19 protein-coding genes and 7 tRNA genes are annotated in these 19,251 nt (G+C 29.4%); 7 read left to right on the forward strand and 19 right to left on the reverse strand.

Annotated elements, in window-relative coordinates:
- Positions 1 to 4: 4 nt before the first annotated feature.
- From OTK55_RS01855 to tpiA, 11 genes are all read right to left on the reverse strand, one after another.
- Entirely contained in the window at positions 5 to 1,516 is a 1,512-nt protein-coding gene (locus OTK55_RS01855) for a DNA-directed RNA polymerase subunit B'' (protein ID WP_274870258.1), read from the reverse strand.
- Between the two features lie 1,112 nt (positions 1,517 to 2,628).
- Positions 2,629 to 2,862 (reverse strand): DNA-directed RNA polymerase subunit H, encoded by a 234-nt coding sequence (locus OTK55_RS01860; protein ID WP_274870260.1) that lies wholly within the window; start codon positions 2,860 to 2,862, stop codon positions 2,629 to 2,631.
- Positions 2,863 to 3,005: 143 nt separating this feature from the next.
- Positions 3,006 to 3,079, reverse strand: a tRNA-Lys gene (locus OTK55_RS01865).
- A gap of 52 nt (positions 3,080 to 3,131) precedes the next feature.
- Positions 3,132 to 3,205, reverse strand: a tRNA-Lys gene (locus tag OTK55_RS01870).
- 84 nt (positions 3,206 to 3,289) lie between these two features.
- A tRNA-Lys gene (locus OTK55_RS01875) sits at positions 3,290 to 3,363 on the reverse strand.
- Positions 3,364 to 3,372: 9 nt separating this feature from the next.
- Positions 3,373 to 3,444: transfer RNA gene (locus OTK55_RS01880), tRNA-Asp, on the reverse strand.
- 138 nt (positions 3,445 to 3,582) lie between these two features.
- Positions 3,583 to 3,656, reverse strand: a tRNA-Tyr gene (locus tag OTK55_RS01885).
- 6 nt (positions 3,657 to 3,662) lie between these two features.
- Positions 3,663 to 3,737, reverse strand: a tRNA-Pro gene (locus OTK55_RS01890).
- Positions 3,738 to 3,750: 13 nt separating this feature from the next.
- Positions 3,751 to 3,824 (reverse strand) — tRNA-Thr (locus OTK55_RS01895).
- A gap of 174 nt (positions 3,825 to 3,998) precedes the next feature.
- Positions 3,999 to 5,228: a phosphoglycerate kinase gene (locus OTK55_RS01900; protein WP_274870261.1), complete on the reverse strand. Its 1,230-nt coding sequence runs from the start codon at positions 5,226 to 5,228 to the stop codon at positions 3,999 to 4,001.
- A 36-nt stretch (positions 5,229 to 5,264) separates the two neighbouring features.
- The gene (gene tpiA, locus OTK55_RS01905) at positions 5,265 to 5,942 is read right to left on the reverse strand and encodes a triose-phosphate isomerase (RefSeq protein WP_274870263.1); all 678 of its coding nucleotides are present in this window, start codon (positions 5,940 to 5,942) and stop codon (positions 5,265 to 5,267) included.
- A gap of 178 nt (positions 5,943 to 6,120) precedes the next feature.
- On the opposite strand from tpiA, the gene twy1 reads away from it, so the two are divergent.
- Both twy1 and OTK55_RS01915 read left to right on the forward strand, forming a co-directional pair.
- Positions 6,121 to 7,068 (forward strand): 4-demethylwyosine synthase TYW1, encoded by a 948-nt coding sequence (twy1, locus tag OTK55_RS01910; protein ID WP_274870265.1) that lies wholly within the window; start codon positions 6,121 to 6,123, stop codon positions 7,066 to 7,068.
- Positions 7,069 to 7,100: 32 nt separating this feature from the next.
- The gene (locus OTK55_RS01915) at positions 7,101 to 8,015 is read left to right on the forward strand and encodes a DUF1002 domain-containing protein (RefSeq protein WP_274870266.1); all 915 of its coding nucleotides are present in this window, start codon (positions 7,101 to 7,103) and stop codon (positions 8,013 to 8,015) included.
- Between the two features lie 139 nt (positions 8,016 to 8,154).
- On the opposite strand, the gene sucC is transcribed toward OTK55_RS01915, so the two are convergent.
- The 5 genes from sucC to OTK55_RS01940 are packed head-to-tail and all read right to left on the reverse strand — an operon-like array spanning position 8,155 to position 12,036.
- Positions 8,155 to 9,261: an ADP-forming succinate--CoA ligase subunit beta gene (sucC, locus tag OTK55_RS01920; protein WP_274870267.1), complete on the reverse strand. Its 1,107-nt coding sequence runs from the start codon at positions 9,259 to 9,261 to the stop codon at positions 8,155 to 8,157.
- A gap of 11 nt (positions 9,262 to 9,272) precedes the next feature.
- Positions 9,273 to 9,827, reverse strand: a complete 555-nt coding sequence (locus tag OTK55_RS01925) for a 2-oxoacid:ferredoxin oxidoreductase subunit gamma (protein WP_274870268.1) — start codon at positions 9,825 to 9,827, stop codon at positions 9,273 to 9,275.
- Between the two features lie 3 nt (positions 9,828 to 9,830).
- Positions 9,831 to 10,703 (reverse strand): 2-oxoacid:ferredoxin oxidoreductase subunit beta, encoded by an 873-nt coding sequence (locus OTK55_RS01930; protein WP_274870269.1) that lies wholly within the window; start codon positions 10,701 to 10,703, stop codon positions 9,831 to 9,833.
- A gap of 5 nt (positions 10,704 to 10,708) precedes the next feature.
- Positions 10,709 to 11,836, reverse strand: a complete 1,128-nt coding sequence (locus tag OTK55_RS01935; RefSeq protein ID WP_274870270.1) for a 2-oxoacid:acceptor oxidoreductase subunit alpha — start codon at positions 11,834 to 11,836, stop codon at positions 10,709 to 10,711.
- 2 nt (positions 11,837 to 11,838) lie between these two features.
- On the reverse strand, positions 11,839 to 12,036 hold the full coding sequence (locus OTK55_RS01940) for a 4Fe-4S dicluster domain-containing protein (RefSeq protein ID WP_274870271.1): 198 nt from the start codon (positions 12,034 to 12,036) through the stop codon (positions 11,839 to 11,841).
- A 960-nt stretch (positions 12,037 to 12,996) separates the two neighbouring features.
- Between OTK55_RS01940 and OTK55_RS01945 the strand changes: the two genes are divergently transcribed.
- Positions 12,997 to 13,728, forward strand: coding sequence for a hypothetical protein (locus OTK55_RS01945; protein ID WP_274870273.1), 732 nt, complete (start codon positions 12,997 to 12,999; stop codon positions 13,726 to 13,728).
- A gap of 14 nt (positions 13,729 to 13,742) precedes the next feature.
- On the opposite strand, the gene OTK55_RS01950 is transcribed toward OTK55_RS01945, so the two are convergent.
- The 3 genes from OTK55_RS01950 to OTK55_RS01960 form a co-directional block, all read right to left on the reverse strand.
- Positions 13,743 to 14,099: a dihydroneopterin aldolase family protein gene (locus OTK55_RS01950; RefSeq protein WP_274870275.1), complete on the reverse strand. Its 357-nt coding sequence runs from the start codon at positions 14,097 to 14,099 to the stop codon at positions 13,743 to 13,745.
- A gap of 40 nt (positions 14,100 to 14,139) precedes the next feature.
- Positions 14,140 to 15,294, reverse strand: a complete 1,155-nt coding sequence (locus tag OTK55_RS01955; protein WP_274870276.1) for a DUF515 domain-containing protein — start codon at positions 15,292 to 15,294, stop codon at positions 14,140 to 14,142.
- A 113-nt stretch (positions 15,295 to 15,407) separates the two neighbouring features.
- The gene (locus tag OTK55_RS01960; RefSeq protein WP_274870277.1) at positions 15,408 to 16,187 is read right to left on the reverse strand and encodes an archaetidylserine synthase; all 780 of its coding nucleotides are present in this window, start codon (positions 16,185 to 16,187) and stop codon (positions 15,408 to 15,410) included.
- Positions 16,188 to 16,477: 290 nt separating this feature from the next.
- On the opposite strand from OTK55_RS01960, the gene rnhB reads away from it, so the two are divergent.
- The 4 genes from rnhB (at position 16,478) to OTK55_RS01980 (ending at position 19,187) form a co-directional block, all read left to right on the forward strand.
- Positions 16,478 to 17,113, forward strand: coding sequence for a ribonuclease HII (gene rnhB / locus OTK55_RS01965; protein WP_274870279.1), 636 nt, complete (start codon positions 16,478 to 16,480; stop codon positions 17,111 to 17,113).
- Between the two features lie 139 nt (positions 17,114 to 17,252).
- Complete coding sequence (locus OTK55_RS01970; RefSeq protein WP_274870280.1) at positions 17,253 to 18,095, forward strand: MotA/TolQ/ExbB proton channel family protein; 843 nt, start codon at positions 17,253 to 17,255, stop codon at positions 18,093 to 18,095.
- A gap of 23 nt (positions 18,096 to 18,118) precedes the next feature.
- Positions 18,119 to 18,538 carry a biopolymer transporter ExbD gene (locus OTK55_RS01975; RefSeq protein ID WP_274870281.1) on the forward strand — a complete coding sequence of 140 codons (420 nt, stop codon included), beginning with the start codon at positions 18,119 to 18,121 and terminating at the stop codon, positions 18,536 to 18,538.
- Positions 18,539 to 18,578: 40 nt separating this feature from the next.
- Positions 18,579 to 19,187 (forward strand): IMP cyclohydrolase, encoded by a 609-nt coding sequence (locus tag OTK55_RS01980; protein WP_274870282.1) that lies wholly within the window; start codon positions 18,579 to 18,581, stop codon positions 19,185 to 19,187.
- Positions 19,188 to 19,251: the final 64 nt, after the last annotated feature.

The raw sequence follows: 19,251 nt of genomic DNA on the forward strand, positions 1-19,251 counted from the left end.
AATTTTACTCTAAGTTATGATCTAATGGTGTGATGTAATCCATTGCCTTAATATCCTTCTCAATCTCCTTTAAAGGATAACCTTCAGAAATCTTAGTCACAATAGCAAGGTTCTTAACCAATCCACAGTTAGGTCCCTCAGGAGTTTCGTTAGGACAAATCTTACCAAACTGTGTAGGGTGTAAATCTCTTGCTTCAAAGTGAGGCTGACTTCTAGATAAAGGAGATACTACACGTTTAAGATGTGATAAAGTACCCATGTAACTAGTACGGTCGAGTAACTGACTAACACCAGCTCTACCACCAACCCAATTACCAGTAGCAATAGCGTGTTTAATATTCTCAGTTATAACATCACTTCTAACAGCCTGTTTAACAGATGGCTCCTTACCACGTGATAAACTTCTCTCTAACTGATAAGTCATATCCCTAGTTAAACTAGTGAAAGCAACTCTGAATAAGTCTTCCATAAGATCTCCAGATACTCTGAGTCTTTTATTAGCATAGTGGTCTTTATCGTGAGGTTCACGTTCACCATTAATAACTTGTAAAAGCATTTCAGTCATTTCAGCAAGATATACTGCTTTATCTATACGGTCTTCTGGATCTACTCCAACGTGAGGTAAAAGATATCTATCAATTACATCTTCTGCTCTCTTAATTCTGTACTCTTCAGTCATACCCCTAGCTACTTTGTTACCAATGTATTTAACAGCATCATATTTAGTATTGATACCAGTAGTCTGGATATCATCAATTAATAAGAATTGAGTATTAATATCATCAGATACACTGTTAACAAGATCTACATCTTTCTCAAATCCAAGAGCTCTTAATAATATTACAAGAGGTATTTCTCCTGGAACATAAGGGAATGAAATTCTGAGGAATACTCCTTTTTTATGTGGTTTTCTGTACTCTAAAGTAATTCTAGCACGGAATCCACTTTTAATTGATGTTACAACAGCTCTAGCTCTTCTATCAGCTTTATCTTTTTCACTTTGTTCTAAGATAATTTTGTTAGGAGCAATCTCTTCCATTGTAACAATAGCTCTTTCAGATCCATTTACGATAAAATATCCTCCAGGATCCTGTGGATCTTCACCCACTTTCTCTAATTCTGCATCGTTTAAGCCATATAAGTGACATGCTTTAGATTTAAGCATGACAGGTAACTCACCTATATATACTTTCTCCATCTCATAATCATCAGATTCACCTTTAACAAGAGCCATGTCAAGGTACATATGAGCAGAATAGTTAAGATTTCTTAACCTTGCCTCTGCAGGTTCAATAATACTTTTAGAACCATCTGCCTCTTTTATGAAAGGTTTAACTATTTCAACGTCACCCGTTTTAATAGTGTATTCACCATGATCCAAGGTAATTGGTTCAGTAATATCAACAATCTCCTGAATCTTATTATCAAGAAAATCATTGTATGACCTAATATGGTGGTCAACTATATCATATTCATCAAAAAATGAATCAACTAAAGGCCATGCATTTTTTGTCATATATCCATCTCCCATTTGAAAAAAATTCCATAAACAAATAGAAATTAATACACACTAATCATAATTTCATCTGGAATTCCTTTCTAAAAATTTTCAGTCAACTACATGATATTCAAATTAAAGTATTTCACTAATTATGTGAAACACTAATAAAAAATAAATGATTAACAGAGTATACTCTAAATACTACATAATATACATTAATCCATGAATTATCAACTACCACTTATAAGTGATGGTAATTAAGTAAATAGACAATAATACACAAACTAATACAATCAATTCTCCACAAGAATTAAATATCCTTGCCTCAACAAAAATGTAATATCAAATAAAATAATACTATATCATATCATAACCAAATGATAAGAGACAGTGAAAAAAAGAATTTACAAAAAAATCCATAATCAATAAAAAGTGTAACCAAATCCATAAAACAATCAGAAACATCCATAAAAAATCCAATAAAGATTCGAAATACACAATAAAACAACACATGTATTCATTGTAATTAATATAATTCAAAATCCTTACAGAAAATACTCATGAACTCCCATTATAATACCAATTCTAATTACAAATTTCCTCTCTTATGAATGATTAAATATTAATAAATCCTAAATTTACAAAAACCCATCACTTATCAAATAACAATAAAATAATCACGATTTACTTCAACAAAAAAGTAATAAAATTATTTAATTCAAATGAAGTTACGATAATCATTTACAGCATTATTAGACATCATTATAAATTTATTATTATATCGAATATCATCATATATTTTAACGTTATATTATCTGCCTAAAACGATAATAAAACTTTAAAACATCTTATTTCTTCATAATTAATTTTAGAATAAAACATTTAATTCTATCTAAAATAAATATACATAGAATTTCAAATCTAATAAAGGAAACATGATTTAAAATTTAATTCTATAAATTAATACGTATATTTTATGTATGTACCTCATCTAATAAAAACATATAGTTTTATATATAAGTGGTTTCTTTTATATACTCCCTATTAAAAAAAAGATAAAAACTCTATATTAGAAATAAAAAACTAATAAAAAAAAAAGTTAATTGTTAAATCGTAATCATGATAAATTATTCTCTAACAACTCTATAAGCAACAAATATTCCTGCAGTTTCACTTTTTCTAGTAATTTTAATAATATCACCTAACTCAGCACCAATTGCCTTAACTACAGGGTCAGTAGGTAATATTTTAGGAATTTGATCTACACGAACATTTAACTTATCAAGAACTTCTTCAGCTTCTTCATCAGATAATATTGTATGTTCTGGAACTAGATTATGTTGTAATATATCAACTTTCAAATTATATCCTCCAAATATGAATATTCACTATAAAAAAATTATCATTTAATTATTAATAATTTTACAAGTTATGATATAAATATTATTTGTATTCATTGAAAAATTAATTTTATAAAAAATAGTTAAATGATTTAAAATTCTAGCGGGCCCGACGGGATTTGAACCCGCGACCGCATGGTTAAGAGCCAGGCGCTCTCCCAGACTGAGCTACGAGCCCTAATATATTATAATGAAAAACATTACATAATTAAATAATAATAAAATGTTAGCGGGCCCGACGGGAGTTGAACCCGCGACCGCCTGGTTAAAAGCCAGGCGCTCTCCCAGACTGAGCTACGAGCCCCTATGTAAAAATATTATCAATTTTAACAACATGTAATATTGCTGTAATTAATAATAATAATCAAAAATTAAGTTAAAATATTAGCGGGCCCGACGGGAGTTGAACCCGCGACCGCCTGGTTAAAAGCCAGGCGCTCTCCCAGACTGAGCTACGAGCCCCTATGTAAACGCCGTGGCCGGGATTTGAACCCGAGTCGCAGGCTCGACAGGCCTGCATGATAGCCTCTACACTACCACGGCATATTAAATATATTATGCATTGTATTTTTCATATACAAAGCAACTAGTTTACTATTTAACTTTAATAGTATTTAAACTTAACTATCTTACATGTTATAAGATAAAGTAAAATTTATAATTAATAAAATTATAAAGGTATCCCGTCTGCCGGACTTGAACCAGCAACATTCGGATCTACAGTCCGATGCTCTGCCAAATTGAGCTAAGACGGGTAAATATGGGACCGCCCGGATTTGAACCGGAGTCTCAGGCTCCCAAAGCCCAAAGGATCGACCAAGCTACCCTACGGTCCCACGTAAAATTTAGAGCCCCAGGGGGGAATTGAACCCCCGACCGCTTGATTACAAGTCAAGCGCTCCACCAGACTGAGCTACTGAGGCATCTAAAGTATTTAACACTATATCGTATAAAGTGTTAAGAGCTATTAATTATTTTAGTTAACCATAGTATATAAATGTTACTGTTTGATTAAATCAAATAATAAAAAATCACTTAAAAAAGATATAAAAAGAAAAAAATAACAATAATACCTCAGAAAATTCTGAAAAAATTATTTAATTCTTATTTAATTTAGCAGAATCAATTAAAGCTTTTACAGCAGGTAATTCTTCACCAGCAATGAGATTTATACTTGCTCCACCACCACTACTAATATGGGTAATATCATCATCTAAATCCATATTACTTGCAGCAGCTGCTAAATGTCCTCCACCAATTATAGAAAATCCCTTTGATTCAGCCATAGTGTTTAATAAAGATTCTGTTCCTAATTCAAATCCTTCTTTCTCAAAGACTCCTGCTGGTCCATTTGCAAATAATGTTTTTGCTAATAGGATTTTTTGATTATATATTTCAATTGTTTTACTACCTATATCATATATTGGTAAATTAGGAATATTATCAATAGGATATTCTACTCTTTTATCATCTTCGAGAATAGCTAAATCTACAGGCAAGATTATTTTATCAGAGTAATCTTTTAGTAAATCTTTTGCTATATCAATATACTCTTCAAATCCTCTCTCTATAATAAAATTATAATTATATTCTTTTAAGTCAATTCCTTTAGCTACTAAAAATATATTAGCTACTAATCCTGTTGTTAATATATAATCAGCACTATCAGTTTTTAATGCATTAGCCATTACATTAATAGAATCATCTGCTTTAATTCCTCCAAGTACATATACTCTTGGTTCTTTAGCATTATCTAGTATTCCATATAAGGAGTTTAGTTCTAGTTCCATCACTCTTCCAGCAACTGCTGGTAGAACTTTAGCAAAGCCTATTATGGATGTTTGAGATCTATGTGCTGTTGCAAATGCATCATTTACAAAATAATCTGCTAGTGGTGCTAATGTTTTTACCATGTATGTATTACTTTGTTCTTCTGGTGTTAGTTTTGGCATTTCCTCTGAGTAGAATCTTACATTCTCTAATAATGCTATTTCTCCATTTACCATGTTTTTGATTATATCCTGTGCTTGCCTTGAGAATATTGAGTCAACGTATTGTACTTCTTTTCCTAGAATATTGGATAGTGCTAATGCATGTTGTTTAAGTGGTGTGAAATCTGATTTTCCAGGCCTACTTTGATGTGCTAATATTACTACTTTTGCTCCTTTCTCTGATAATTCCTTGATTGTTTTTGAATGTAGAACTAATCTAGTATCATCTAATAAATCACCACTTAATGGGTCTACTGGAGAATTGATATCCACTCTTAGTAGTACTGTTTTTCCTTCAAAATCAAAATCATCTATTGTATTAAATTTATAATCCATGTAAAATAACCCCTAATATTCAATAGACTAGTTGGTTTAGATTAAACTTACTAAATCTATTAATGCTTGTTTCTGATCATCAGCTTTAATAATTCCTGAAGCTAAAAGAACTCCTTCAGCACCAAGTTCTAAAGCTGCTTTCATGTCTTCACCTGTTGATATTCCAGCTCCACATAGTACTGGAATATTATTGTTGATTTTATGTATTTCTTCCACTGTTTTTTCAACAACTTCAGGACTTGCTTTAGATACTGGTATTCCTGTACCTATTAATTCTGGTGGTTCAATAGCTATATAATCTGGATTAAAAGATGCGGCTGCAGCACTTGTTTTTACGTTATTAGTGCATAATACACTTGTTAAATTAAGTTGTTTTGATTTTTCTACTATTGCATCTATGTCTGCGAGTGTTAATCTCTGTTCTGAATGATTGATTAAGGTACCTGTTATTCCTGTTTCTTTAAGTGCTTCAGGTAATGTAGAGCCTGTGTGTCCTCCTGGTGTTATATTATCCATATGTTGAGAATATACTGGAATATCTACTGCTTCAATAATTGGATATAAATCAACTGCTTGTGGTGCAATTGCCATATTTACACCTGTTTCATCACTTGCTTCTTGAACATATTGTGATAACGTTACTGCATTCTTACCTGTTGATTCTGCATATGTTTTATAATTTAGTATTATTATTGGTGTTTCCTTTTTAGTCATAAAATTACCTACTAATCAAAAAAGTTAATTTCTATATTATATATTACATAGAAATTCTATTACTTGTTAATATATTATATCTTAATTATTATTATAGTAATTTAATTTAATAGGATGAGTTGAGGTATTTTTTTTAAATTATATTTTTATCTAAGAACTGACAAATATAGAAAGTAATATGTTAATTTCAGAAAAAAAACAAAAAGATTTAGAAAAGAAAGGTTATCGTTTTGCAGGAGATAAGTTACATGCTGCAAATAAGATATGTCATTGGACTAGAAAGAGTATAGTTGATGAAGGTACTTGTTATAAAGAACAATTTTATGGTATTAAAAGTCATAGATGTTTACAGATGTCACCTTCAGTCCCTTATTGTCAAAATAAATGCTTATTTTGTTGGAGAGATACTGAAATAACAAAAACATCATGGGATACTGATGATTATGATGATCCAAAAACTATAATAGAGGACTGTATTAACAATCAGAAGCAGTTATTATGTGGATTTTTTGGTAATGAAAATGCTAATCCTAAAAAATTAGAAGAATGTGTTAAACCAAACAATGCTGCTCTAAGTCTTGCAGGTGAACCTTTATTATATCCTGAAATTAATCAGTTAATTGAAGAATTTCATAAACAGGATTTCACAACATTTCTTGTTAGTAACGGTGAATCCCCTGAAAAAATACAAGCTCTTGAAGACCATGAACCAACACAATTATATTTATCACTAGATGCACCTAATGAAGAAATATATCGTAAAGTATGTAAACCTCAAGTAAATAATAGTTGGCAAAAATTACAGGAAAGTATTGAATTATTATCTAGTATAGATACTAGAAAAGTTCTCAGAATAACTTCAGTAAAAAACTTGAATATGACACATGCTAGTGAATATGCTAAAATTATTGAAAATAGTGATATTGATTATGTTGAAATAAAAGCATACATGTTTGTGGGAGATTCTAGAAATAGACTTGAATGGGAGAATATGCCTAAAAGTGTAGACATCCAAAAATTTGCACAGGATGTAGCTAATGAAACTAGTATGGAAATTATAGATGAAGTAGAGAAAAGTAGAGTATTATTACTTGGTGATAAAAAACCACGTAAATATAATAACTAATAGGTTAATTATAATATTAGAGGTGAAAAATTATGTGGGGAAAAATAGTTGGTGTAATAATTTTAATAATTATTGCAGTAGGATTATTTGTACCTGTAGGATCAATCACTAATACTGTAAGCAACGACAATAACACAAGTGACGTTGCTGTTACCTACGGAGAAACAACATATAATAACGGAAACTATAAAAATACAGTTGACCAATACTTCCAAGATAATGGAAACCTTGACTTAAACCATGTTAAACAAACAGTAATCACAGCAGATGATGTTAATAAAATATCCGGTGACATAAGTCATAAAACATATAATTCCAATCAAGTATTATCTTGTGCAATGGTTGAATTAAACACTAATGATGATATTCAAGTAGATGTTGATAAATCAAAAATTACCACAGTAACAGAAAGCATGTATAAATCTGCATTAAATTCTTCTGGTATAACTAAAGGTCATGTAATTGTAACATCACCAACAACAGCTACTGGTGAATCAGCACTTGCAGGTGTAATGAAATCATATGAAACAGCAACTGGTAAAGAAATTCCAAGTGATTTGAAAGACGCAGCAAACAATGAGATCTATACTGAAAGTCAAGTAGTAAACAACACTAATGCTAGTGCAGATGACGTTGCAAATCTTGTTTCACAGGCAAAAGAACAAGCAAGTCAACAAAACACAACTGATAATCAGACTATAACAAATATAGTAAATAATGTAGCAAGTAACAATAACATCAACCTATCAAACAATGATGTAAATCTCATAGTACAATCAGTATCACAGAGTCAGTCCGTGAAAGACCAAGCTACTGATTACCAATCACAGATATCTGATTATGTTGATAATAATGGTTCACAATCATTATTCCAACAATTATGGGAGATGCTACAATCATTAATAAATAATAATGGAAGTAGTAGTAATACTAACTACTCCAATTAACATTCTCCTCCTAAATAATTTTTTTTATAAGGTTCTTATTTTATCAATAATTTAATCTAAAAAAATAGTAGTTTTTATAATTTAATCTAAAAAAGTAGAAATGAAAAAATTAGTAAAAAAAATTAGGAATATGAATTATTTATAATTCATTTAAAATAGAAACAGCCTTTTTAGCTGCTCTTTCCATAGAAGTTTCGAAAGGTATATTATGTTCTCTTAATATTCTTTGACCTTCTTCTTCATTTGTACCAGTTAATCTAATAACCATAGGTACTTTAACTTCCATTTCATTAGCTACATCTACAACAGCATTAGCTACATCATCAGCCCTAGTGATACCACCGAGACAATTTAAGAAAATAACTTTAACATTAGGATTTTTAAGAACTAATTCTAATGCCTGTGTGATACTTTCCTCTGATGCTCCTCCACCAACATCTAAAAATGTAGCTGGTTCTCCACCATAATATTTTATTAAATCCATACCAGTTAATGTTAAACCTGCACCATTACCAATAACAGCAATGTTACCGTCAAGTTTTACATATGCAAATTTTTCATCTTTGAACTCATCGAATTCTTTGAGTTTTGTGTGTCTGAAGAATGCATCATCATCTATTGCCATCTTAGCATCTGCTGCAATGAATCCGTCAGTTGTTTTCATTAGTGGATTTATTTCTGCTACAGTTGCATCATATTCTTTAAAGACATTGTATAGTTTCCAAATGAAATTACCTACTTCAGAGATTTCACTTGTGTCTACTCCCATCTCTAATGCTATATTACGAGCTTGATATGGCATGAATTCCTCTAGTGGTTCAACATATTTTTTAACTATTTTTTCTGGTGTTTCTTTTGCTACTTGTTCAATGTCCATTCCACCAGCAGTACTTGCCATGATTAATGGTTTTTTAGCATCTCTATCTAGAATAATTGAAAGATAATATTCATTAATTTTATTTTCAACTTTTTCTTCTATGAGTACTTTTGTTACTCTTTCACCTTTGATTCTTTTTTGGAATAATTCTTCAGTACGTTCTGCTGCTTCTTCTGGAGTATCTGCAAATAATATTCCTCCAGCTTTTCCACGTCCACCAGATAATACTTGTGATTTTACAGCTACTGGTTTGTCCATTTTTTTAGCTATTTCTGCTGCTTCTTCAGGAGAGTGTGCTAAATGACTTTCTGGTACTTTGATGTTACCTCTTTTAAATATGTTTTTTGCTACGTATTCATGTATATTCATGGTTGAATCACCTACTCTTTGTTTACTATTTTTGTTCCAACTTCAAATGCTTTTAGGTTCATTTCTTCAGTTCCTTTAGGTACACTGTCGAGTATTGCTTTCTTAGCTGCTTCTTCAGAAATCATTCCTGTTATCTCTACAAATGACCCTAACATTACTATGTTGGCTACAATTTTTCGTCCTATTTTTTTATCAGCTGCGAATGTTGCTCTTGATTTATATAGAACTATGTTTCTTTCATTGATGATTTCTGATATTTCTTCTTCATGTACAAGATTAGGGTCTATAATTAAAGTTGCATTTTCCTGAATATCATCTATGTACTTCATTAATGCCTCGTGAGACATTGCTACAAATATTTTTGGATGTTCTACTTTCGGATAATCTATCTCTTCATCACTTATTACTACTTCTGTACGTGATGCTCCTCCTCTTGCTTCTGGACCATAGGATTGTGTTTGTACTGCATATTTTCCATCATATAATGATGCTGCTTTAGATATTACAATACCACACATTAATACTCCCTGTCCACCAAATCCAGCTATTCTTATATCAGTTCTCATATCTTAATCCCCCATATATGCTTTGTTAATATTTTCATCTGGGTCGATATCAGAGTGTTCTTTAATTACTTCTTCAATAGAATCTACGTATTCTTTTCTTGGTTTATTTACATAAATTCCAGTAATTATTTTTCCTTTTAATTCTTCAGAAGACATATCTTTTGCTTTTTCAATGGTAATAGTGTTTTCTTTAAACCAGTTAAGCATAGCAATTGGTGTTTTCATTTTATTTTTACGTCCATAATATGTTGGACATTGAGATACTACTTCTATGAATGAAAATCCCTTGTTTTCTAATCCTTGTTTGATTGCTTCTGATACTTGAATAGGTTGAGCTGTAGTATATTTTGCTACGAAAGAGGCTCCTGCTGCTTTTACTACTGCGGATATATTAAATGGTTGATCAGTAGATCCATATGGTGCAGTAGTTGCATAACTACCTTCAGGACTTGTTGGACTTATTTGACCTCCAGTCATACCATAAATATCATTATTTATACATACTACTGTTAAATCAATATTTCTACGTGCTGCATGAATTAAGTGATTTCCACCTATTGATGTTGCATCACCATCACCTGTAACTACAACAATATCCTGTTTTGGATTTGCTATTTTAAGACCAGTAGCATATGCTATTGCTCTACCGTGTGTTGTATGTAATGAATCACATTTCACATATCCAGGTATTCTTGAAGAACATCCGATACCTGATACCATACTAATATTATCAAATGATTTATCAGATAATTCTATTGCATTGAATATAGTGTTTAGTACAACACCGTTTCCACATCCTGGACAAAATATATGAGGTAATCTTTCCTGCCTTAAATATTTCATAAATCTATGAGGGTGTTCTAAAGTTTTATCCATAATTATTAATCCTCCATGATTTTATTTAATATTTCAGATGGTGTATGTAATGCTCCACCAATCTTTGGAAGTAATTCTACTTTTGCATGTTTACCTAATACTCTGTCTACTTCAAGATATACTTGTCCTAAATTTAATTCAGGTACTATTATTCTGTTAGCATTCTTTGTTAATTCAAGTAATTTCTCAGCTGGGAATGGCCATACTACACCAAGCTTAATATATCCTACTTTTAATCCTTTTTCTCTTGCTTGTTTTACTGCTGTTAATGCAGATCTTGAAGGAATTCCATAACTTAATACAATTGTATCTGCGTCATCAATAAATTTTGCATCAATAATTGACATTTCACTGCTATTTTTTAGGATTTTATTACATAACCTGGTAACTAATTCAGTATGTACATCAGCATCATCAGTATTAGGATATCCCCTTTTATCATGTGTTAATCCAGTGACATGAATATTAAAACCTTGTCCAAAGGAAGGCATAGGTGCAGTACCATATTTTGGTGCATCATAAGGAAGATATACTCCGTCAGGTTTTTCAGGCATTGTTCTTGGAACAATTTCTACCTTTTCAGGCACAACAATCTTTTCTCTCATGTGTCCAACAATTTCATCACCCATTACAAATACAGGACATCTGTACTGTTCAGCTAAGTTAAATGCTTTAACAGTATAATCAAAACACTCCTGTACTGATGAAGGTGCTAATGATATTGTTTCATAATCCCCATGAGCTCCCCAACGTGATTGCATCATATCAGCTTGTGCAGATCTTGTTGGTTGTCCCGTAGATGGTGCACCTCTTTGCATGTTAATAATAACTATTGGTGTTTCAGTCATTGCTGCATAACCAATATTTTCTTGCATTAATGATATTCCAGGACCACTTGTAGCAGTAACTACTTTTTGACCACCCCAAGAAGCACCTATTATTGCACCAACAGCTGAAATTTCATCTTCCATTTGAACAAAGTGTCCTCCTACTGTTGGTAATTTTTTTGACATGATTTCAGCAATTTCAGTTGATGGAGTGATTGGGTAACCTGCAAAGAATCTGCATCCTGCAGCTAATGCTCCAAGTGCACAAGCTTCATTACCCTGTACAAAATATTTTTCATCTGCCATGTTTAATCAGCCTCTATTGAAATTACTTGATCAGGACACATTAAAGTGCATAATTGACATTTGACACATTTTGTACTATCTGGAATAGGTACATGTACACCCTTTAAATTTAATTTTTTAGATGGAGTGTAAACATCTCTAGGACAAATATCTATACAAATATAGCATCCCTTACATAACTCTTCATTTATGTATATCATAGTATTACCTTTTGATTATTAAGTAAAAGTTCTGATATTTTATTTTTACTCCTTATTAGTAAATTAATAACCATACTTTCCTTAATTATTTAATAAAATTGTAAGTCATTATCATGAAATCTAAAATAATAAAATTATCATTATACTATATTCATGATTTGATGAATAAAATTAATTTAAACATCCATATTCTCACATTAACATTATATTTGTTTGTTATCTTATTAATAATATTGTTAAATATACACAATATTTAGAGATAATATAAGAAAAAGTATAATAAAACAAAATAAAAGATAAACATATTTTAAATAAAAATCTTAAACACTATACAATTAATTACCAGATATTTAAAAATATGAAAAATAACTAAAAAGAATATAAAAAATCATTACAAATTATAATATTACTTATTCAAATATTATATCCTGTTAAAAAAGAAAAAAAGAAAAAAACATCTTAAAAATAATTATAACAGATCCGTAAAAAAACATGAAAATGAAAAATATACTAAAAAAAATATCACCAAAAAACATGTTTAAAAAATCAATATAAACTCCTTAATTTAAAAATTACTCCTCAATTTTCAGTTATATACTCATATTTATATAAAAACTATTTTAAATAAAAAATTAAGTTACAATAGTTACCAGTAGCTTAAAGTAAAGAAATCATAAAAACAAAAATCAACATTTCAAAAACATACTTTTAAAAGTATGAAATTATGAAAAAATCAATAAAAACAAATGTTTGAAAAATAAAAACAAACATTAAATTCCATGAATATTCTAAGATATAAAAGATGAAATTAAAAAACAAAAAACAAAAATTGAAAAATAAATCAAAGTTTTATTAAAAAATAAACATGTCCAAAAAAATAAAAAACATCATTTCAAAAACAAAAATCAACAATTTTAATATAATACATTAACAGATATTAATATAAGAATGAGGGGTAATATGACTGAAAAATATGTACGAAAAACTATAAAACTAGACAAAGAATTATGGGACAAATTTCAGGAAAAAATAGAAGCAGAATATGGAACAACTTACAAACATACATCTGAAGAAATTGAAAAAGCAATCGAAAATTATACTAATGATGATCTAGAAGATATTGAGAAAACAAAAACAAAAATCAACAATTTAAAAAATGAAAACAAAGAAATTAATCTGGAACATGAAAATCTAAAAAAAGATTTTAAAAAACTTAATACATCTTATGATAAACTTAATAAAGAGTTAGAAACTCAAAGTACTCTAATCAATCAGCAGAAAAGTGATAATGATAGATTAAACAAAGAAAATAATGAATTACAAGAAAAAATTAAAGAAATGGAAAATAATCTAAAAAAGATAACTGAAAACAATAATAATCTAGAAAAAGAATTAAGAGATCTCAAAGAAAATAATAATAAACTCGAAGAAAAGTACATAGAACAGGTAGAAGAAACAAATAAACAAGTACAAGAGAATACTAAGATTAAAAATAAAAGAGAACATGCACAGGAACGTTTAAATAGAACTCAGGATGAATTAAACAACACATTAAAACGATTAGAAAAATATAGTTATGCTATAGGCCAGGTACAACATATGAGTTTTATTGATAGGCTATTTAACAGATTACCTGAACAAATAAAAGAATTACAAGCAGGATCTGATGAAGAAAATAATAATGAAAATTAAAAATAGAAAAAAGATTAATCTTTAATATACATTAAAGGATAATCCAAATCTTCCATATATGATATACATGTACATACTGATATTTCATTAATTTTAGTAGTGATTTGAATATTTAGCATATTCCCTTCAAGAGAAGTATAACCCATAGTTCCAGATGATTGTTTTATCAAATCTTTATTCAAAGAAACGTCTACATCAATAACTGCTGGTTGCAATAATATACTCTCTTCAATAGCATGTTCTAAACTGGAACATGTATCAATACTAACAGGTGTACCAACAAATTGATGATATAATGCACCCATACTTATACCACCTTCAAAAATTGCTCGTTCTCTATCTGATAAATTTTTAAAATAATCTTCTTCCAATCATCACACCTCTAATTATAAATTTATATAATAATCTAATCTAATTACTTGTTAAATTTACCCATCTTGGTGCATCATAAGTTGGTATTGTTATAATAAGATTATCCATATTAGATATAACATCATCTACTGAATCACGGGGTACTTCAACCATTATAATATAATCAACATCTAAATCACCTAAATTAGAAGTTCTTTCATAATTAGATAATCTATAACCATAATTATCTAATAGAAGATTTAATTGATTTTCATCAAGAGCACCTGCTGATTCAGATTCGAGAAGTTCTTGAATATCCATACTATTGGTTTGAGTTATGTTACGTGTATTTGGTGATTCACTAACTTCCATATTAGAATCTATGGACCCAGAATCTTTAGACCTTAAGATAGATACTACAATACAACCACCAACTAATTTATTAGTATCCGAGTTATTACTATACTCTTCATTATTTGACACATCAGTTACCTCAGAAGTTGAATCATTTTCAGAAGTGGTATTATTAAGAGAATTATTCTCATCATTATCCTGTGAATCTGTAGACATGTTTTGATTATTTTTATAAATATCTATAACATCACCCACGTTTAATAATCCGCTTGCTGCTTGTTTTCTATTAATACTCAAAGGTATTATAACAGAATCTACTCTTTCAATATGAGTATCTGCTAACTCATGAGCTGTTGATAAATTAATATATTCACTTGCATTTTTTACGGACATTATGTCCGCTGTATCATTTACATTTACTTGAACTCTATCATATTTATCCTTATATTGATTTATTTGATCAAGTAATTCATTTTTTAAAATAGGATATGCCATTGAATCTACATCAATTGAATCTACTTCTTCCACTGAATTTGCCGAATTTATTCTTGAAATAATAGCTTGTTTTGAAGAACTATCTGTCATGTTATCTTTAAATAAAGAATTAACTTCATTAATTTTTATATTTTTCTCATTCTGTATTTCTTCCATGTTTGGACTGAGAATTAGAAAATAATATCCTATAGAGAAGATGATAATTACTATAAGAAAAAGTACAACTCCACCTATTATTAATTCCTTATTTTGTTGTTCTTCAAAGTATCGGGTATGTCTTTTATGCAGTGTTTTTTTATTAGATGTATTTTCATTTTCCAATGCATCTTTTAATTGTTGATAATACTGTTTATAATCAAAATTCAATAAATCTTTTAATTTTTTCATAATATTTTTTTTGTATGTGTTATAATGAATACATGAAAAAATTAGTTATATTAAAATACAATATTTTAAAAAAATAGAAAAGAAAGGAAATATTATTTTCTTTTAAATAAATTACCTGATGATTTAGATGTTCTATTTCCTACATCTCTGAAAACACTTAATCTATCTTGAATATTTCTTATTTGTGTTTCTGAGAAAAGTCCGTAGATAATTGTTCCGAAGATGTAAAGTAATGAAGCTAATAATAGTAGGTATGATGGTATGTATGCAAAGTATCTGTTTATTCCAGGTATTAAACATATTATCATAAATACTGCAACTATACCTATTACTCTTTTATCACTTACTTTTGGATATGGTAACTGTGAAATCATTAGTATTGATATTATTATCATGAGTATTGATAGTACATATACATCGTATACTGATGATAATAATAGTGCTGCTAAAGTGAATGAGGTTACAGGTATTGGTAAACCTACAAATGTTCTTGTCGGACCTCTTTGATCTATAAGCATCGTATTATAACGGGTTAATCTTAATAATCCACAAAGTAAAACTATAGCACATGGTATTATTATCCAGTATGTTGGTGCTGTTGCATATAATATTACAGCAGGTGCTACTCCAAAAGAAATCACATCTGCTAAAGAATCTATATTTTCTCCAAATACAGAATCTAATTGTGTTCTGTTAAATCTTCTTGCTAATGGTCCATCAATGCTATCAAAAATTACTGCTAATAATAATAGCTGTGCTGCTACTACATCATTTCCAATAAAAATAGCAAATATAGAACCTAAACCAGATAATGCATTACCCATAGATGCAATATCTGCTATAGTAATCATTTTAAATATATTGCCATCCATCTAAATCATTTCCCTTTTTTTGAATTATATAAAATGTTTATTGGTTTTAATAATTATTTATTATGTTTTATATTTGCCTTCTTTTCTAAATATGTGTTATTCATAATATTTTTTTTAGTATGTAAATATAACTAACAACATATATTCATATACTTTAAACATTGTTTAATCTAATATATAAATTTATTATAAATTAATAAGTATAAAGATAAATGAATAATAATACTGAAAGAATACTTGAATAATAAATAACATATAATAATACAAAAATAAAACAAGGAAACAACAATATGACAGATGATGAAAACAAATTAGTATTAGGAATAGATGAAGCAGGAAGAGGCTCAGTAATAGGACCCCTAGTAATAGGTGGTGTTCTCATGCCAAAGAAAAAAATACGATTCCTAAAACGAATAGGTGTTAAAGATTCCAAAAAATTAACCCATAAAAAAAGATCTGTTCTATCAAGAAAAATAAAAAAAATAACGCAATTTCAAACAGTTCAAATAACAGCCCAAGAAATAGACCAACAAAGACAAGATGGAATAAACTTAAACCAAATAGAAACAATAGGTATGGAATCAATAATAACCCAAATGAATCCGGATATATGTTATATTGATTGCATAGATGTTAATGAAAATAGATTTCATGATAAAATACAAGAAAAAAATCCCAACATTGAAATAATAACAGAACATAAAGCAGATGACACCTACAAAATAGTATCAGCAGCATCAATAATAGCAAAAGTAGAAAGAGATAAACAAATAGCAATCATAAAAAATGAATATGGTCCTGTTGGATCAGGATATCCTAGTGATAGAAAAACAATAGACTACCTAAAAACTATTGAAAATGGAGAATATCCACCAATAGTTAGAAAAACATGGAATACTATAAAAAATCTTGAAAAAAATGAATAAAAAATAAAATATTCATATACTCAAATCACAAAAATCCTGAAATTTATATAATAAAAAAAGCAAAATAAATAATATATAATAATGAATTTTTAATTTTAGTTATTACAATAAACAAGTTCAAAAAAAAGGAGTAAATTAAATGGACATTATAGGCATCATAGGTTCTACATTGAATGACGTCATATCCATGTTCCAAAGTGGGGGAGTAATAGTATATATCCTCACAATAATTGGTTTATATGGTTTATTTCTTGCAATTGAAAAAATATTATACTTACGCAGAGCTTCAAAAATAGATTTATCAGAGTTAATGATTATAGTAAATGAATCAATGGCTCATGGAGGATCTTTAGAAGCACTACGTGCAATTGGTAACTATAAAACACCTATATCTCGTATAATATCTGAAGCACTTAAAATAGGTTACAGAAGTAAATCCGAAGTAGAAGATAATATGGAACAAGTATTCATCGTTGAAATGAGTAAAATGATGAGTGGTCTTTCTACAATACAAACAATTATTGAAATAGCTCCACTGATAGGATTAATAGGAACTGTTATAGGAATGTGGTATACATTCAAACAGTTAGGAATAAATAGTGATATCACTCTTATGGCAAATGGTATTTACATTGCAATCATTACAACAATTTTTGGATTAGCAGTAGCAATCATTCTACTACCATTATACATGTACATTAAGAGTATGATAGAAACTCAACTAGATAATATTGAAATTGCTAAAAAAATGAGTAATTGGAGATCTGCTGAGATGAAAATATGGATAGAATCCGATAAAGAAGAAGTAATTGAAGCATTACAAGAATCTCCCGGTATTATCAAAGTTAAAGAAATAGATGATGATCAAGCCAATCTTAAAATTGACCTCAAACCAAATATGCTAGAAAAAGGTATTAAAACAATTATTAGAGAACGTTCTGATACATCAAATAGAATTGTAGAGAGTAAATTAAAACAATAAATACAGAACAAGGAGATATCCTAATGGCAATAGACACTAAACGATATAAGGACAGAATAGAACATCAGAGTCCTAACATCAACTTAGTACCACTTCTTGATGTTATTTTTACAATTATGATTTTCTTACTTGTAATGTTAAGCCAGAATCCTATGGATCAACCACAAAATTATACGCCGGACCAGATATCCGCAAAGCCAAATAGTCAAAGCGGTAATTCAGATTATTATCTACTACCATTAAATGGATTACATAAAGTAACAGTAAATGGTGTAGATTATTCAGATGATATACGTAATGGAGCAGTAGCGGTACACACCCGGGTAATGGATGAAGGTCAGATTACCATGGATTCGTCTACTGGTACCATAACTATTCAGGCGCCTGAAGACCTACAGGACATAGCTGTAAAAGCACCGTCAAGTAGCAGTTCGTCGACGTGACGATAACTAATATATAAAAAAATAATTGAGATGATAAAACATGTATCTTGGAAGAATTATATCAATAGGTAGTAATGATGAAGGAGTATATGCTTCATACAGAGTATCAAGCAGATCATTCCCTAATCGTAAGTCTGTTATAAATGAAGAAAAAGTAGCAATTGTACCTACAGAGGGATCTGAAGGAGACATATATAAAAATCCTTACATAAGCTACAATTGTATTGATATTATTGACGATATCTGTGTTGTAACTAATGGATCACATACCGATATTATTGCAGGTAAGATAAGAGAAGGCATGAATATGAGAGATGCTGTAGCATTATCTTTACTTGCTATGGATTATGAAAAAGATCAATATAATACTCCACGTATTGGTGGTGCTATAAACATGAAAGGAGAAGGATACATAGGTATAGTCACAGATAGTGGAATAGAGGTTAAAAAAGTAAATCCTGGTGAAGCTTACTATGTATCGGTATATGAGCATAATACTCCTAGAAAAGTAGATTATGATGTTAAAAATGCTACAGAAGCTACTGAATATATTTATGATAAAGGAGTATTTAGTGAATTTACACACCCTGTAACATCATGTGCCGCATTTGGTAAAGATAAATGGGAAATTGATGTTAAAAATCCTTAAACCCCTCTTTTTTTATTTAACTTATTATAAACATTATTCCATTATTTCAATAATCAATTGATTA

Origin of the sequence: Candidatus Methanosphaera massiliense (assembly GCF_028890305.1) — an archaeon.
GTDB classification, from domain to species: domain Archaea; phylum Methanobacteriota; class Methanobacteria; order Methanobacteriales; family Methanobacteriaceae; genus Methanosphaera; species Methanosphaera massiliense.